Source organism: Litoreibacter meonggei, from assembly GCF_003663885.1.
In the GTDB taxonomy this organism is placed as follows: domain Bacteria; phylum Pseudomonadota; class Alphaproteobacteria; order Rhodobacterales; family Rhodobacteraceae; genus Litoreibacter; species Litoreibacter meonggei.
The window spans coordinates 21,410-36,549 of record NZ_RCCE01000005.1; the positions used below are offsets into that span (position 1 = coordinate 21,410).

General features: G+C 58.5%; 15 protein-coding genes. 8 read left to right on the forward strand and 7 right to left on the reverse strand.

What is annotated here, in order from left to right; genetic code table 11:
- Positions 1 to 87: 87 nt before the first annotated feature.
- Genes BCF46_RS14045 through BCF46_RS14055 form a run of 3 tightly spaced genes read left to right on the forward strand, consistent with a single transcriptional unit; the run spans position 88 to position 2,534 of the window.
- Positions 88 to 456 carry a hypothetical protein gene (locus BCF46_RS14045; protein WP_121025507.1) on the forward strand — a complete coding sequence of 123 codons (369 nt, stop codon included), beginning with the start codon at positions 88 to 90 and terminating at the stop codon, positions 454 to 456.
- A gap of 54 nt (positions 457 to 510) precedes the next feature.
- Entirely contained in the window at positions 511 to 1,170 is a 660-nt protein-coding gene (locus tag BCF46_RS14050; protein ID WP_121025510.1) for a response regulator transcription factor, read from the forward strand.
- Complete coding sequence (locus tag BCF46_RS14055; RefSeq protein ID WP_121025513.1) at positions 1,170 to 2,534, forward strand: sensor histidine kinase; 1,365 nt, start codon at positions 1,170 to 1,172, stop codon at positions 2,532 to 2,534. Before BCF46_RS14050 ends, BCF46_RS14055 begins: the two co-directional genes overlap by 1 nt.
- On the opposite strand, the gene BCF46_RS14060 is transcribed toward BCF46_RS14055, so the two are convergent.
- The gene (locus BCF46_RS14060; RefSeq protein ID WP_121025516.1) at positions 2,531 to 3,946 is read right to left on the reverse strand and encodes an MORN repeat-containing protein; all 1,416 of its coding nucleotides are present in this window, start codon (positions 3,944 to 3,946) and stop codon (positions 2,531 to 2,533) included. The genes BCF46_RS14055 and BCF46_RS14060 overlap by 4 nt on opposite strands.
- 156 nt (positions 3,947 to 4,102) lie before the next feature.
- Here BCF46_RS14060 and BCF46_RS14065 point away from each other — a divergent pair, with 156 nt between their 5' ends.
- Both BCF46_RS14065 and BCF46_RS14070 read left to right on the forward strand, forming a co-directional pair.
- Positions 4,103 to 5,761: an NAD+ synthase gene (locus BCF46_RS14065; protein ID WP_121025519.1), complete on the forward strand. Its 1,659-nt coding sequence runs from the start codon at positions 4,103 to 4,105 to the stop codon at positions 5,759 to 5,761.
- A 64-nt stretch (positions 5,762 to 5,825) separates the two neighbouring features.
- Positions 5,826 to 6,626: a CE1 family esterase gene (locus tag BCF46_RS14070; RefSeq protein WP_121025522.1), complete on the forward strand. Its 801-nt coding sequence runs from the start codon at positions 5,826 to 5,828 to the stop codon at positions 6,624 to 6,626.
- A 13-nt stretch (positions 6,627 to 6,639) separates the two neighbouring features.
- On the opposite strand, the gene BCF46_RS14075 is transcribed toward BCF46_RS14070, so the two are convergent.
- Together BCF46_RS14075 and BCF46_RS14080 are read right to left on the reverse strand one after the other, a co-directional pair.
- Positions 6,640 to 7,731 carry a PAS domain-containing protein gene (locus BCF46_RS14075; RefSeq protein WP_121025525.1) on the reverse strand — a complete coding sequence of 364 codons (1,092 nt, stop codon included), beginning with the start codon at positions 7,729 to 7,731 and terminating at the stop codon, positions 6,640 to 6,642.
- Positions 7,732 to 7,853: 122 nt separating this feature from the next.
- Positions 7,854 to 8,768 carry an MBL fold metallo-hydrolase gene (locus tag BCF46_RS14080; protein ID WP_121025528.1) on the reverse strand — a complete coding sequence of 305 codons (915 nt, stop codon included), beginning with the start codon at positions 8,766 to 8,768 and terminating at the stop codon, positions 7,854 to 7,856.
- A gap of 147 nt (positions 8,769 to 8,915) precedes the next feature.
- Between BCF46_RS14080 and gltX the strand changes: the two genes are divergently transcribed.
- Complete coding sequence (gene gltX / locus BCF46_RS14085) at positions 8,916 to 10,241, forward strand: glutamate--tRNA ligase (RefSeq protein ID WP_121026547.1); 1,326 nt, start codon at positions 8,916 to 8,918, stop codon at positions 10,239 to 10,241.
- A 212-nt stretch (positions 10,242 to 10,453) separates the two neighbouring features.
- Here gltX and BCF46_RS14090 read toward each other — a convergent pair whose 3' ends face one another.
- From BCF46_RS14090 to BCF46_RS14105, 4 genes are all read right to left on the reverse strand, one after another.
- On the reverse strand, positions 10,454 to 10,897 hold the full coding sequence (locus BCF46_RS14090; RefSeq protein ID WP_121025530.1) for a GAF domain-containing protein: 444 nt from the start codon (positions 10,895 to 10,897) through the stop codon (positions 10,454 to 10,456).
- Positions 10,894 to 12,486 carry an ABC transporter substrate-binding protein gene (locus BCF46_RS14095; RefSeq protein ID WP_121025533.1) on the reverse strand — a complete coding sequence of 531 codons (1,593 nt, stop codon included), beginning with the start codon at positions 12,484 to 12,486 and terminating at the stop codon, positions 10,894 to 10,896. The genes BCF46_RS14090 and BCF46_RS14095 overlap by 4 nt, the downstream gene beginning before the upstream one ends.
- Positions 12,487 to 12,568: 82 nt before the next feature.
- The gene (locus tag BCF46_RS19870) at positions 12,569 to 12,730 is read right to left on the reverse strand and encodes a hypothetical protein (RefSeq protein WP_211332823.1); all 162 of its coding nucleotides are present in this window, start codon (positions 12,728 to 12,730) and stop codon (positions 12,569 to 12,571) included.
- 278 nt (positions 12,731 to 13,008) lie between these two features.
- Complete coding sequence (locus BCF46_RS14105; protein WP_121025536.1) at positions 13,009 to 13,566, reverse strand: TlpA disulfide reductase family protein; 558 nt, start codon at positions 13,564 to 13,566, stop codon at positions 13,009 to 13,011.
- A 25-nt stretch (positions 13,567 to 13,591) separates the two neighbouring features.
- On the opposite strand from BCF46_RS14105, the gene argH reads away from it, so the two are divergent.
- Entirely contained in the window at positions 13,592 to 14,992 is a 1,401-nt protein-coding gene (gene argH / locus BCF46_RS14110; protein WP_121025540.1) for an argininosuccinate lyase, read from the forward strand.
- Positions 14,989 to 15,138: an argininosuccinate lyase gene (locus BCF46_RS14115; protein ID WP_121025543.1), complete on the forward strand. Its 150-nt coding sequence runs from the start codon at positions 14,989 to 14,991 to the stop codon at positions 15,136 to 15,138. Before argH ends, BCF46_RS14115 begins: the two co-directional genes overlap by 4 nt.
- The last annotated feature ends 2 nt before the right edge of the window (positions 15,139 to 15,140 follow it).

Here is a 15,140-nt window from a genome sequence, read left to right on the forward strand (position 1 = left end):
CCTTTTTCATGTCGGCCAGCCACTCGAATTACTTCATCTGCGTGTCATTCACTCTACGTTCATCTTCGCTCTGCTATGAGTCGTTCTATGTTCAAAAGTGTCCTGTTCTTCTGTGTTGTTACCCTCGGTTTTGCCCACCCGTCCCTTGCGTCCTCTGCGTGGGAGATGGGGCAGTCTGAACTTCGTCAGATTGCCGGATCTGGGAAAACCGTAAGCTTGAAAACAACACTGAGTTCAGTTTCCAATTCCCTCCACGCCAAAGTCGTTGAAGCGCGCGCTTTCAACGCCGGTGGCGTTTACTATCGCCTCGTCCTGAAACGATCCAATGGCATGCTGGTTAGCGTCATCATCGACGCCCAAACCGGCCGCCAGGTGCCCTCCAAGTCACTCGTGGGTCGTCAAGTCGCAGAAGCAGCCTCGCCGCAACGCACAACAAGGCCGCACGACACGAAATAGATTTTCCACGTTTAAGCCACAAACCCGTCAAAATCCGCTGATAGTCCCGCAAGCATGAGAGTATTGCTTGCAGAAGATGACGTGACGCTTGCGTCACAGGTGAAGACCTTGCTGACCGCCGAAGGGCGCGTCGTCGATGTCGCCCATGATGGCGAGGAAGCGGGCTTCCTCGGGTCGACCGAACCCTATGACATGATCATCCTCGACCTTGGCTTGCCAACGCGCGACGGAATTTCCATTCTGAAAGAATGGCGTGCCGAGGGACTGGACACACCGGTTCTAATTCTGACTGCCCGCGACGGCTGGACCGATCGCGTCGATGGTCTTGATGCCGGCGCTGATGACTATATGACGAAACCGTTCCACATGCCAGAGCTCGCCGCGCGCGTGCGCGCCATGCTGCGTCGCAAGTCCGGTCGCACCAATCCGCTGTTCGAAAAAGACGGCGTGGCTTTTGATACCCGCAACGCCAAGGTCACTTTGGGCGGCGTCCCGGTGGACCTCACGTCGCAAGAAGTCGCTGTTCTCTCCTACTTGATCCACAATGCGGGCCGCCTGATCTCGCGTACCGAGTTAAGCGAACATATCTACGAATACGACGGCGATCGCGACAGCAACACGATTGCCGTATTCATCACCCGTCTGCGCAAGAAGCTGGGGCCTGAGTTCATCCAGACCATCCGTGGGCGCGGCTACATGGTAGACGCAGCCTGATGCTGTCCCTGCGCCGCAGGGCTATGATCGGCGGCGCTCTGTCCGCCATGGCGTCCATTCTGGTGGGTGCGTTCGTGCTTCTGAGTTCTATCGAAGACAACGTGCTGGACCGTTTCGATCGCGCACTTGCCGACCGTCATTCGCAACTCGTTGTGGCCTTGAGCAGCACATCAGACGCGCCCGATAAGCTGTCAGAGCGCATTTATGATCCTGCCTACGCTACCCCATTCTCGGGCCGTTACTGGCAAATTACATCGCCTGACGGGCAGATTTACACGTCCAACTCTATGTTTGACGCGTCTATGAAGGAACCGTCTGGCAACCCAAAATCCTTGACGGTCCGCTCGATTATGGGGCCGGAAGCAGAGCCAATCCGAAGTATATTCCAGCAAATCACCTTGGAGGACGGCAGCATCTGGGGCGTTAGTGTCGCTGAAAGCCTGACCGCCCTCACTGCCGAGCGCCAGCAAACACGGCGCTCGCTGCTACTGGCCTTTGTCTTGGTAGGCCTGCTGGGGCTCGCAGGCGCCATTCTTCAAACAACAACCATCCTGCACCCGCTCGACAAGCTACGCCGTGACGTGGCCAAGCGTTGGGAACAGGACGAAGACCTGACCACAACCGATTACCCTGAAGAGGTCGCGCCGCTGGTCGATGACATTAACGAATTGCTGGCCCGCAACCGCGACATCATCGCCCGCGCCCGCCGCCAAGCCGCCGATCTGGCCCATGCACTGAAAACCCCAACAGCCATTCTGCGCAACGAGTTGGCGTTGCTAGCCGCGCAAAATCACGACATGGAGGCGTCCCTCGATGCCTTGGACCGTGTCGACGCGCAACTTGGCCGCTCGCTGGCCCGCATGCGCGCTGCAAATAGCGGGGCTGCGGCCAACATTCGCACCGATTTATCCAATTCGGTCGCCCGCTTCACACGCCTGTTCAAATCCATGGCCGAGCGTGATGGCAAGTTCATGAACACGTCCTGCGCCCCGTCCCTTAGCATTCGCATGGATCAGCAGGACATTGAGGAAGTCATAGGTAACCTGCTCGATAACGCCCTCAAGTGGTGCAGTTCGGAAATTTCACTGACGGCGAAGAAATGGAAAAACGGCGTCGAAATCCTCATTGAGGACGACGGCCCCGGCATTCCCCAAGGCCAGGAGCGTCAAGCCCTGAAATCCGGCGGGCGTCTAGACAGCTCCAAGCCCGGTACCGGCCTCGGTCTCGCCATCGCGATTGACCTGCTGCAAGCCTACGGCGCCGAGTTAAACCTAGAAAAATCTTCCACGTTCGGTGGCCTTGCAGTGCGCATATTCATCCCAGGGAACTTGCGCCCGGTGACACCACAAAAAGAAGCCGCCTAGTTTTCCGCTGCCGGTGCGGCCTCGACCACATCCGGCTTGATTAGCAGACCGCCTTTCCAAATGCCACTCGCCACTTCGCCCGTGGCATATGTCAAAACACCTCGCCCTTCACGTTTACCACCCGCGAATTCCCCCTCATACACATCACCGGTGTTGTAGGTAGCCACGCCGGTCCCATGCATCTGGCCGTCTTTCCATTGGCCCGCATAGTTAAACCCATCCGTGGTCGTCAGGTTGCCTGTGCCGGACCGTCTGCCCTCAGCAAACCCGCCCTCATAAATCATTCCGTTGGGGAACGTGGTTTTGCCTTGGCCCTGTTTTTGCCCGGCAACCCACTGACCTTCATACACTTTGCCATCCGGGAAGGTCATCTTACCCTGCCCCTCGTTGCGCGCGTTACGAAATTCGCCCTCGTAGGTCACACCACTGGGATAGGTCGCGATGCCCGCCCCCTCGATCACACCTTTCACCCAGCCGCCCTCATACGTGGCGCCATCGGGATATGTAATTTTGCCCTGCCCGTCAGCCAGATCATCGCGCAACTGCCCGACATAGACCGAACCATCCGGGTAGGTCACCGAGCCATCCCCCTCAACGCGACCATCGACCCATTGGCCCGTATAGGCAAAACCGTCCGCACGTTGGGATGTGCCTTGACCATGGCGTTGATCCGCCTTGAAGCCTCCCTCGTACACGTCGCCATTGGCGTATTCCATCCGGCCTTGCCCGTCGCGCGCGCCCGCTTTCAGCGAACCGGCATACACGTCACCATTGGCGTGACGCCGGGTGCCCTCGCCCTCCATCTGTCCGGCGACCCAGCCACCTTCGTAAACCAGCCCGTCCGGCATCTCCAGCTTGCCATTGCCCTGCCGCATGCCACCCGCCATTTCGCCATCATATGTCGCACCGTCCGGGTATGTGATCTTGCCACGCCCGTCCTTTACGCCACCGACCCACTGACCTTCGTAGCGATAGCCATTGGGATTCACCATCAGGCCAGTTCCGTGGTGCTGTGCATTCAAAAACTCGCCCTCATAGCGGACGCCGTTCGCGTAAATGGCTATGCCACGACCTGTGATCTTGCTATCTACCCAGTCACCTTCATAGGTGCCACCGTCGGCAAAGATGATCTTGCCGAAGCCGCTCGGCTTGCCATCTTTGAACTGCCCTTCATAAAGCGACCCATCGGGGAATCGCGCGGTCCCCTGACCGCTGATCTCACCATTCACCCAGTTGCCGGAATACTCGTAGCCGTTCGGCAGGGTGAAAATCCCCTGTCCATGGCGTTTGCCCTCTTTGAAGGCTCCGGTGTAGACACCACCGTCTTCATATTGCTTGGTGCCTGTATCCTGTGCCGCGGCAGGAAACACGGCAAGGCTTAGGCAAAACAGGGAAACAACGCTCAGGCGCATATGACGACACTCCAACGGACGATTTCGGCGGAGCCTAGTGGAGCGTCAATCCCCTGACAAGCGACGCAGACACGACTTTGGCTCCTTTTAGCGCGCCCTCTTTCCCTCCGGCGCGGGTCTGCTAAATGTTGCTTCGTTGATCGAAGGACACATCTCATGAGCGACACGTTCCGCCTTACACTTGCGCAGCTAAACCCAACTGTGGGCGATCTCGCGGGCAATGCCGCCAAAGCCCGCGACGCGTGGCGGCAGGGCAAAGATGCGGGCGCACAAATGGTCGCGCTGCCTGAGATGTTCATCTCAGGCTATCAGGTGCAGGATCTGGTGCTGAAACCCGCCTTTACCAAAGACGCAATGGCGACCGTGGATCAACTGGCCCTGGATTGCGCCGATGGCCCTGCGGTAGGTGTCGGCCACCCGATCTTCATCGACGGGGCACTCTACAACGCCTATTCGATCCTCGAGGGCGGCAAGGTCAAAGCCCGCACTCTCAAGCACGAGCTACCAAACACCCACGTGTTCGACGAACACCGCCTCTACACCAAAGGCCCGCTGGGCGGCCCTTACTCCATCGACCCGCTGCGCATCGGCACGCCAATCTGCGAGGACGCATGGCACGAAGATGTCTCCGAGACCCTCACCGAGTCCGGTGCCGAAATTCTGCTGGTGCCAAACGGCTCGCCGTATTTCAGGGGCAAGCACGACATCCGCCTCAGCCACATGGTGGCCCGCGTGGTCGAAAACGATCTGCCACTGGTCTACCTCAACATGGTTGGCGGCCAAGACGATCAGGTCTTCGACGGTGGCTCTTTCGTGCTGAACCGCGGCGGCAAGCTGGCGTTGCAAATGCCCGCTTTTGACGAGGCTATCGCCCATGTCGACTTCATCCGCGAAGATCATGGCTGGACCGCCGTTGAGGGCGAGAAAACGGCGCTGCCCGACGATTACGAACAAGACTACCGTGTGATGGTTGAAGCGCTGCGCGACTACATGCGCAAGACCGGCTTCAAGCAGGTGCTGCTTGGCATGTCCGGCGGCATCGACAGCGGCTTGGTCGCGACAATCGCCGCTGACGCGCTTGGCCCAGAAAACGTCCGCTGCGTGATGCTGCCATCTGAATACACGTCGGAACATTCGCTCGAAGACGCCTCCGAGGCCGCGCGTCTGCTTGGCACCCGCATCGACACGCTTCCAATCGCTGGTGCCCGCGCCGCTGTGACCGAGGCCCTCGCGCCGCTGTTCGAAGGCACCAAAGAAGACCTGACCGAGGAAAACATCCAGTCCCGTCTGCGCGGCGTGTTGCTGATGGCGCTGTCCAACAAATTCGGGGAAATGCTGCTGACGACAGGCAATAAATCCGAAGTCGCGGTGGGCTACGCCACGATCTACGGCGATATGGCAGGCGGCTATAACCCGATCAAAGATCTTTACAAAATGCGGGTCTTCGAGACCTGCCGCTGGCGCAACGCCAACCACCGCCCGTGGATGATGGGGCCGGACGGCACCGTGATTCCGCAACGCATCATCGACAAACCGCCCTCGGCAGAACTGCGCCCCGATCAAAAGGACGAGGACAGCTTGCCGCCCTACGAGGTGCTGGATGATATTCTGGAGCGTCTTGTGGACCGCGACCAATCCGTGGCCGAAGTCGTCGCCGCGGGCCATGACCGCGCGGTGGTCAAAAAGATCGAACACCTGATCTACATCAGCGAATACAAGCGCTTCCAATCCGCACCGGGCGCGCGCCTAACTGAAAGCGCCTTTTGGCTCGACCGTCGCTATCCCATCGTCAACCGCTGGCGTGATGACAGCTAATACAAATCCGGCGCAACGGGTTTGTGATTTGTACAAATCGCAATAGTCCGTCACTTCATAGGACATGAAGTATCTAGCAATAGTCGCAACACTGCTCGGCGCCCCCGCCTTCGCCTGCGGGCCGGATACCGACTGCAAAATCAACGATCGCACCTACCGTGTGGCGATGCCGGACGGTCATGACGGGACAACTCCTGTTGGCGCCATTGTGTTCTCGCACGGATACCGAGGCTCCGCCGCTGGCCTGATGCGCAACCGCAATCTGCGCCGCGCGATATCGAACATGGGTCTGGCATTTATTGCCCTGAAGTCCAAGGAAGACGATTGGGTCTTGCCAAACTCACCGCGCCACATGGACAGCGATGGCTCGGATGAGTTCGACTATGTCGACGCCGTTGTGGCCGATGCCACCAAACGCCATTCCATTGATACAAACCGGATGGTCGCCGCAGGCTTCTCTGCCGGCGGGATGATGACCTGGAACCTCGCTTGCGCCCGGTCCGACCTGTTTGCAGGGTTCGTGCCGATCTCCGGCACCTTCTGGCAAAGACCGCCCAGCTCCTGTGTGGGACCCGTGGCCAATATCATCCACATCCACGGCGACAGCGACCCGACCGTGCCTCTAAACGGGCGACCAATCCTGAACACCCATCAGGGGCGCGTATCGGACGCACTGGAGATGTACCGCGACTATGGCGGCTTCAAACAAGCCAATCCGACCAGAACCAATCAACTCTCCTGCAAGAATAGCGTTAACCGCGACGGCGACGTTCTGAATTTTTGCATGTTTGAGGGCGGCCATAGTTTTCGCAGCGAATACTTACGCTACGCGTGGGAGGTTTTTGAGAAAGCGGGGCGGCTTTAGGTCGGAACGCTTCCTATCCTGCCAGAACATCTGGCAATATTTGCGTGTTGGCATGCATATGACCAGGCAAGGTCACCCGAACGGTCGCTCCGTCGTTAAGGCAAGACGTAGTTGTTAACGCACCACCGTGTTCCTTCACGAGCGTGGCCGCAGTAGCCATATCGCCGACCCACTCGGCACCACTTTGATCAAACGCGCTGTCATCGCTGATGGTAAAGACCAAAACATCTTTGCTCTGTGTATCTACCGTCACTTCAATTGTGCTCACAGCGCGATGGGTGGCTTGTTCAAGCAGGCACCTCAACACAACCTGTGTCACGGCCCAATCCCCCTCTATCGGATGGCATGGCAAGGTCATTGTGATCCGGCTTTCCGGATCAACCAGCGCCGCGATATCGCGGCACATATGCGCCAGATCAATCTGCACAAACTCCAACGGACTGTCGCGCAAGTGACTGGTGCTTTGCAGGACATCGTCCAACTCCGTGATAGCATCCATGACAATCGTTTGAATGGTATCCATGTGTTTCGCCTTGCCGTCACCCAGATCAAGGAAACCATCGCGCAGCATATCGAGATGCGCCAAGACAGATCGTAGTGGCGACTTGGAATCGAGCATCGAATTCGTGGCAAAGGCCCTGATTTTCTCGGCTGCCGCCCTTTGTGTGCTAAGCTGTTGTGTCAGATCAATCTCGTGCAGATTGGCCTCGGTAACATCCACCGCAACGCCAAGAATTTGCGTGACTGGCCCGCCAGCGCCTGCACCAAAGATCGGTGACAGTGTTGTCCGCCACCATCGCGGCCCTGACGGTAATTCCAGAATTTCTTCGTATGACTCGATCTGACCACTCACGCGGCACCGCTCGTAATTGGCGACAACCGTGTCGGCGAGCCTTTGCGGCAATACGTCATGCGGAGCCCTACCGATCAGCGCCGCACCGTCGATCCCGGTTTCCCGTTCATGCTGGCCGCTGATATGGCTAAAGCGAAATTTCCCCAACTCATCGGCGCCCGCAACGACATCCAGCAGAAACGACGGCAACCCGATCATCTCCATCACATGTTTGATCTGTGGCGACCCAATCCAACGTAGCTTATTCGACATCGTACCCTCACTCGCTTCGTGATCAGACTACGATCGGTGAGGTTTATAGTTTCATAACATCAGAGATGACCGCAGAAGCAAGTCCGTCACAATTGAGCTAAATCGGTTTGGGTCGCACCGCGCTAAAGCATCATCTGATAACTCATCGGGACGTATTCGAATCCATCGTCCTTTGTGGCGACATAACCCATCGCAGGGAACGGCATGTGGTAACCGACCATTGCCACGCGGTCGGCGGCCAGCATTCCCAAAACCTTGCGACGTGACGCGGCTGCTTCGGCCTTGTCCATGTCGAAACGCACTTCCCAATCGGGTTTCGCCAGCGACCAGACCGGGTGGTTCGCCAGATCGGCGATCAACATCAACTGCGCGCCGTTGCTCTCGATCATGTAGCCCATGTGACCTGGTGTGTGACCGGCTGCCATCACCGACGTGATACCCGACGCCACCGACGCGCCGTCGTCGATCATCGTCATCTTTTCGGACAACGGCGCGACCTTGGAATTAAAGCCCTTGTTGTCGGCTTTGGACCAATAGTTATGCTCTACCGCACCAGTCGTGTACGACGCGTTTTTGAACGTCTCGCCATTGTCGCCCATCAACCCGCCGATATGGTCGCCATGCATGTGGGTGATCACGACTTTATCCACCTGATCTGTCGTATACCCGGCGGCCTCAACGGCGGCGGTGATGCCCTGTGCGTTCTGGCCAGTGTCAAACAAGATCAGCTCGGAGCCGGTGTGAATTAACGTCGGTGTAAAGAAAAACTGGACCTTGTCGGCAGGCAGGAACGCGTCCTGGGACACGTTGGCAAATTCCTCACGGCTGACATTCAGCCCGAATATTTTCTGAGGGTCATCCAGAGCAAGGGTTCCGGCCAGCAAGGTGGTCACCTCGAAACCACCCAGCTTCACGCGGCGGGACTTGGCGATGTCCATACCTTTCATGTCGCCTTTGGCAGCAGTGGATTGTGGCAGGGCGGCGGCCAGCGGCAGGCTCGCCCCAAGGGATAATGCGGCACGTCGGGTCAGTTTCATAGCAGGAACTCCTCTGTTGGATAGCATTGGTATCACAAAACAGTGCTTTGCGCGCTAACGCCAATCAATAGGCGGTGAACACGCGCAGATATGGACAAATGCGAGCCGTTGTGGTTCACGAACGGCAACCCGAAAAGGACCGCCCTCATGACCGTTACTCGCTTCGCCCCATCGCCCACTGGCTACATCCATGTTGGCAACCTGCGCACTGCACTGTTCAACTACCTGATCGCACGCAAGGCGGGCGGCCAGTTTATCTTGCGGCTCGACGACACCGATCCTGTGCGCTCGACGCAGGAATACGCGGATGGCATCAAGGTTGATCTGGACTGGCTCGGTATCGAATGGGACCGCGTCGAGACGCAATCTTCCCGCCTTGACCGCTATATGGCCGCAGCTGACGACCTGCGTGAGAAAGGCCGTTTCTACGAGGCCTTCGAAACCCCGACCGAGCTGGACCTGAAGCGCAAAAAGCAGCTGAACATGGGCAACCCGCCGGTCTATGACCGCGCGGCCTTGACCCTCTCCGACGACGAGAAAGCCGCCCTGCGCGCCGAGCGTGGCGACGGCGTCTGGCGCTTCAAGCTGGACCAGCAGCGTATCGAGTGGGCTGACGGCATTGTCGGCGATATCTCCATCGACGCGGCGTCTGTGTCCGATCCCGTACTGATCCGTGGCGACGGGCAGGTGCTCTACACGCTGGCCTCTGTGGTCGACGACACCGAAATGGGCATCACCCATGTCGTGCGCGGCTCTGACCACGTGACCAACACGGCGACTCAAATCCAGATCATTCAGGCCCTTGGCGGCACCGTTCCCAGCTTCGCCCACCATTCGCTATTGACCGGCCCGCAGGGCGAGGCTCTGTCCAAACGTCTTGGCACCCTTTCCCTGCGCGATCTGCGCGAAGCAGGCGTCGAGCCGATGGCGCTGCTGTCACACATGGCGCGCCTTGGCTCCTCCGACCCGATCGAGCTGCGCACCTCAATGGACGAACTGGTCGAGGGTTTCGACTTGAGCCACTTCGGCGCGGCACCCACCAAATTTGATGAACAAGATTTGTATCCGCTGACCGCGCGCTATCTGCACGCCCAAACCACGTCGGAGGTCAAATCTGACCTAGACGCGCTGCTCATCCCTGCGGATCAGCAAGACGCCTTCTGGAATGTCGCCCGCGAAAACATCACCACCCGCAAAGACATCGCGGGTTGGTGGGATCTATGCGTGAACGGCGCCGACCCCGTAATCGACGACGAAGACAAGGATTTCGTGGCCGAGGCTTTGACCATGCTGCCTGACGGCCCCTACACCGACGACAGCTGGTCCGAGTGGACGGCTGCGGTGAAAGAGGCCACGGGCCGAAAAGGTCGCGGGTTGTTCATGCCATTGCGCAAGGCGCTGACGGGGATGAACCACGGGCCGGATATGGGGTCGCTGATGCCATTGCTGCAAAAGATCAAAGCGAAGCGCTAAAAAGCTCACGTCTCCGCCAACGTGATCAACGAAGCGGCCTGTTCCACCGTATGAAGTTAATCTGCTGAAAGGCTAAATACTGACGTAGAACGCTTTGTCGCCCACCGATATCTCCGATAGAAATATTCGATGAGTTTTTGTCAGGTTGGGCTCGCGCTAGCACCCTAACCTTGGAATCTGCCGTATGGGAAACTACCATATGGGAAACTGCCTCAGAGTACGCATTGCCCCATCGCCCAAATTAGATCGTCGCGATGCTGCTCAACGGCCGCGATACAGCGGTCCATGGTCTGCGGCGCGAAGTAATGCTCTTTGTCGAGAATGTTGACTGTCCCTATGACCTCTTTCACGCAAATGGGTATATTTAGCGCAGCGCGACATCCAAGGCTTTCAATCAAGGCATGATCCGGGAAATAGATTGCAAACTCCGCAACGGTGTTGGCGACGAAAACCTCACCGCGGTCTACGACTTGTTCGGTCCACTCCCCTTGCGACATCGATTTGGTCCCTGACACCGGATAAGCGTCAGGGTGGGATGTGTAGACCCGCCGCGCAAGACCGGCGGCGCGGTCCAGCACCGTCACGGTGAATAACCGCCCCCCGGTTTGCGCGTGCAAGGCGCAGTAGATTTCCTCGGGGGACGGTTGATGGGTCATTCCTTTTCGACCAGACGGTAGAAGACATAGTCAGAGGTGGCACCGTTGACGAACCCTTTGATGTTGTCCCGCATGGCGACCTGCTTGATCGCCTGGAACATGATGACGAACGGCGCTTCGGCCTGGGTCTCTTTCTGAAGCTCCAGATACATGCCGAGCCGCTTGTCCGCGTCCTGCTCACCCAAGGCTGCCATGGTTTTGGCGTTCATCTCTGCAGGTGGCATCCACGCGTTGCGCCAAGTCGTGGTGGAGGCGTATTTGTCGTCGGAGTTATCCTTGTTGAACGCAAATGCCTTGGCGTTGGAATGCGGGTCCATGAAGTCAGGCCCCCAATACAGCAACATCGCCTCATGGGTTCGCGCGCGGTATTTGGTGATGACCTGCGCGCCTGTGCCTGCGATGATTTCGAGGTTGATCCCGCCCGCCGCAAATGAGGCTTGAATCGCCTGCGCCATTTCCACGAAAGTCGGGGCCGATATGACATCCATCGTGACGTTGATCGGCGTCTCCACCCCGGCATCCTTCAGGATTTGTTTGGCTTTTTCGGGGTCGTAGCTGAACGGAGTGTCGGTTAACGCACCCGGAAAACCATCCGGCCAAAATGCCTGATGCACCTTCATCTGACCCTTGAGCATGCCATTGGCCATACCTTGATAATCCACCAGATAACGTGCGGCTTCCCATACGGCGGGATCGGTCAGACTGTCGGTTTTCTGATTGAACGACACCCAATGCACGGCGGCTTGCGGATAGGTCTCTACACGCACGCCGTCAGCCCCCTGAAGGCCCGCGATCTGATCCGGCTCAAGGTCCTTGGCCATATCGATATCGCCCGCTTCGAGTTGCAGTCGTTGCGTCGCGCCTTCGGGGTTGTGCTGAATGACGACCCGGTCCATTGACGGACCGCCCTGATAATAATCGGGGTTGGCATTGAGCGACAGGATATCGGCAGGACGATAGGTGCCCAAGCTGAATGGCCCGGTGCCCGCAGAGTTCTTGTTCATCCACGCATGGCCCATATCGCCGTCAACCTCGTTGGCCATGACGGTTTGCATGTCCACAACCGATGCCGGACGGGCGGCCAGTACGTTCAAAACGAAAGATGGCGCGAAGTCGCCCTGATACCGCACGGTGACCGTATTGCCTTCGGCGGTGACCATCTCGGCGATGTTGTCAGCGGTCCAGCCCAACTGGGTCAGGATGAAGGATGGTGCCTTATCAAGGGCGACGACGCGGGTCCATGATCCGACCACGTCCTCGGCACGCAACGGATTGCCGGAGTGGAATTTAACTCCGTCGCGCAAGGTGAATATGACAGTCTTGGTGGCGGCATCGATTGTCCATTCGGTGGCCAACGCCGGGGCCAACACAGTCGTGTCGGTCGCGTCGTAACGCACCAACGTGTCATAAGTATTGGCAACATATTCACCAGAGCTGAATTCGTATGCCGAGGCTGGATCAATCGTGACAATGTCGTCGATATTTTGCGCCACCACCAGCATGTTATCTGGCGTTGCGGCTGTCACCGGCGAAAGCGCCAAGGCGCTTGCCAGAAGTCCAGCAATAAGCGTTGTCTTTACGTTTAGCATGTCGTCCCCCTAGTGGTTGGTGACCTCGAATAGAGGTCTGCAGCACCTGCTGCGAATATAAATTTTTGGCCTAAATTGTACGCTAGGCCTCTACATCTAGGATTTCAACAATCTCGCCGCCCTTCATGACAGCAAGCCGGTCGCATATGCGACCCTCCGCGGACAGATCGTGCGACACAATCAGATAGATGAACTCGCGTTCGCGCGCAGCTCGGCGCATCCGACGAGAGAACCTGCTGCTCATGCGCGCGCGCTAAAGCGTGACCGGCAAGCACCTTTCACTAAAACTGGGTGAAGACTGGAAAGGGCCTTGTTTACCTCAGGCGGACCATCGATTTTCAAGATCGGGCGCCGTGGCTAGGATAGCAAGCTAGCGGGCAGTCGCGGCAGATTCAGCAAGGGTTGAATTGGACTTAAAGCAGACCTTGCCCGCGCGAGTCGCGAATGGGGGTTTTGCCCCCTACGAACGCTGGTCAGTTGCGAACGTAGCGGCAAAGCCAACCCGTCCCGTCCGCACAGCGCCTAGCTACCGCTCATCCATCCGCGCAGCATTGTCTGCGCGGTGGGGCTGTCCCATTCGGCATCGCCGCTAAACCGGGCAACTTCGCGTCCATCCGGCCCGATCAGAACCGTCAGTGGCAAACTGCTGCCGCCAATGTCTTTCATAAGCGCCATTTTGGGATCAAACAGCTTCGGCAAATGGGTAATCCCCTTTTTCACAAAAAACTTATCCACCGCAGGCCGCGCGTTACGTCCGGTGGCAATGGTCACCACCTCGAACTTCGCTCCACCAAGGGCTGCGTCCAGACGATCCAGAGACGGCATCTCCTTGACGCAGGGGGCGCACCACAAGGCCCAGAAGTTCAGCAACACATACTTGCCGCGATAGTCAGACAGTTTAACAGCCTTGCCATTGGCATCGGTCACAGCAGTTTTAGGCACCGCACGCGACTCCCCGTGCAGCTGCAAACTGGCCAAGTCGCCCTCCGCAAGCGTGAACAGCGCATCAGTGCCAGCGACCGCAGGGTTTGCACCCGCCGCAAGGCCCGCGTATAGCACCAAGAGCTTCAAAAACCGCATTTCATTACTCCAAAGAGCCAGTCCCATGACCGACCAGAAAAAAGACGCATCCAACGCCATGTGGGGCGGGCGCTTCGCCGCCGGTCCAGACGCCATCATGGAAGCCATCAACGCCTCCATAGGGTTTGACCAGCGCTTCGCCCGTCAAGATATCGAGGGCTCCCGCGCCCATGCCGCCATGTTGGGCGCCAAAGACATCATTACGGGTAACGATGCCGACGCGATCAGGGAAGGGCTCCTCACGGTCTTGTCAGAGATTGAGACCGGAAAGTTTCAGTTTTCGGCCGCCTTGGAAGACATTCACATGAACGTGGAGGCCCGCCTGCGCGACGTCATCGGCGAACCGGCTGGCCGTTTGCACACCGGACGGTCCCGCAATGACCAGGTGGCGCTCGATTTCCGCCTATGGGTGCGTGATCAAGTGGACGCCGCTATCGAGGGCATCGAAGCGTTGCAAATGTCCCTTCTGGCGCAGGCCGAAGCCGGTGCGGACTGGGTCATGCCGGGCTTCACCCACCTGCAAACCGCGCAACCTGTAACATGGGGCCACCACATGCTGGCCTATGTCGAGATGCTGGGCCGCGATGTGTCGCGTTTCACCGATGCCCGCGTCCGGATGAACGAATCGCCCTTGGGCGCGGCGGCGCTCGCAGGCACGTCCTTCGACATCGACCGCCACATGACCGCCGAGGCGCTTGGTTTCGACCGTCCATCCGCCAACTCACTGGACGCCGTGGCCGACCGCGACTTCGTGCTCGATTTTCTCAACGCGGCCTCGATCTGCGCCATGCACCTGTCACGCCTGTCCGAAGAGCTGGTGATCTGGTCCTCCGCACAGTTCCGCTTTGTCACACTGAGCGACCGTTTCTCCACCGGCTCCTCCATCATGCCGCAAAAGAAGAACCCCGACGCCGCCGAACTAATCCGCGCCAAAATCGGCCGCATCTACGGCGCAAACACCGCGCTGATGATCGTGATGAAGGGGCTTCCCATGACCTATTCCAAGGACATGCAGGAAGACAAAGAGATGACCTTCGACGCCGCTGACAGCCTGATGCTGGCGCTGGCCGCCATGACCGGTATGGTCGCCGACATGACCGCCAACACGCCGGAGCTGGAAAAAGCCGCCGCGTCCGGCTTCTCCACCGCGACCGATCTGGCCGACTGGCTGGTGCGCACCCTTGATATGCCGTTCCGCGAGGCCCATCATGTGACAGGTGCGCTGGTGAAGCTGGCCGAGGACAAGGGCTGTGACCTGCCCGATCTCAGCCTTGCCGACATGACCGGTGTGCATGCCAAGATCACCCGCGACGTGTTCGACGTTCTGGGTGTTCACAACTCGGTTGCCAGCCGCACCAGCTATGGCGGCACGGCACCGGATAACGTGCGCGCGCAAGTCGCGCTGTGGAAGGAGAAGCTGGCATGAAATACGCAATTGCATTTGCCACGGCAGCCATGTTGACTGCCTGCGGCATCGACGGCGAGCCAAGCGCGCCGGACTCCGCAGCCAAGAACACGACTGGCATTACCATCACCGGACGTGCCGAGGCTGGTGTCAGCAAGAAATGGTAGCG

Excerpts from the sequence above, each read along its gene's own strand:
- BCF46_RS14045 (WP_121025507.1), top strand. The coding sequence starts at position 88 with ATGTTCAAAAGTGTCCTGTTCTTCTGTGTTGTTACCCTCGGTTTTGCC.
- BCF46_RS14050 (WP_121025510.1), top strand. The coding sequence starts at position 511 with ATGAGAGTATTGCTTGCAGAAGATGACGTGACGCTTGCGTCACAGGTG.
- BCF46_RS14055 (WP_121025513.1), top strand. The coding sequence starts at position 1,170 with ATGCTGTCCCTGCGCCGCAGGGCTATGATCGGCGGCGCTCTGTCCGCC.
- BCF46_RS14060 (WP_121025516.1), bottom strand. The coding sequence starts at position 3,946 with ATGCGCCTGAGCGTTGTTTCCCTGTTTTGCCTAAGCCTTGCCGTGTTT.
- BCF46_RS14065 (WP_121025519.1), top strand. The coding sequence starts at position 4,103 with ATGAGCGACACGTTCCGCCTTACACTTGCGCAGCTAAACCCAACTGTG.
- BCF46_RS14070 (WP_121025522.1), top strand. The coding sequence starts at position 5,826 with ATGAAGTATCTAGCAATAGTCGCAACACTGCTCGGCGCCCCCGCCTTC.
- BCF46_RS14075 (WP_121025525.1), bottom strand. The coding sequence starts at position 7,731 with ATGTCGAATAAGCTACGTTGGATTGGGTCGCCACAGATCAAACATGTG.
- BCF46_RS14080 (WP_121025528.1), bottom strand. The coding sequence starts at position 8,768 with ATGAAACTGACCCGACGTGCCGCATTATCCCTTGGGGCGAGCCTGCCG.
- gltX (WP_121026547.1), top strand. The coding sequence starts at position 8,916 with ATGACCGTTACTCGCTTCGCCCCATCGCCCACTGGCTACATCCATGTT.
- BCF46_RS14090 (WP_121025530.1), bottom strand. The coding sequence starts at position 10,897 with ATGACCCATCAACCGTCCCCCGAGGAAATCTACTGCGCCTTGCACGCG.
- BCF46_RS14095 (WP_121025533.1), bottom strand. The coding sequence starts at position 12,486 with ATGCTAAACGTAAAGACAACGCTTATTGCTGGACTTCTGGCAAGCGCC.
- BCF46_RS19870 (WP_211332823.1), bottom strand. The coding sequence starts at position 12,730 with ATGAGCAGCAGGTTCTCTCGTCGGATGCGCCGAGCTGCGCGCGAACGC.
- BCF46_RS14105 (WP_121025536.1), bottom strand. The coding sequence starts at position 13,566 with ATGCGGTTTTTGAAGCTCTTGGTGCTATACGCGGGCCTTGCGGCGGGT.
- argH (WP_121025540.1), top strand. The coding sequence starts at position 13,592 with ATGACCGACCAGAAAAAAGACGCATCCAACGCCATGTGGGGCGGGCGC.
- BCF46_RS14115 (WP_121025543.1), top strand. The coding sequence starts at position 14,989 with ATGAAATACGCAATTGCATTTGCCACGGCAGCCATGTTGACTGCCTGC.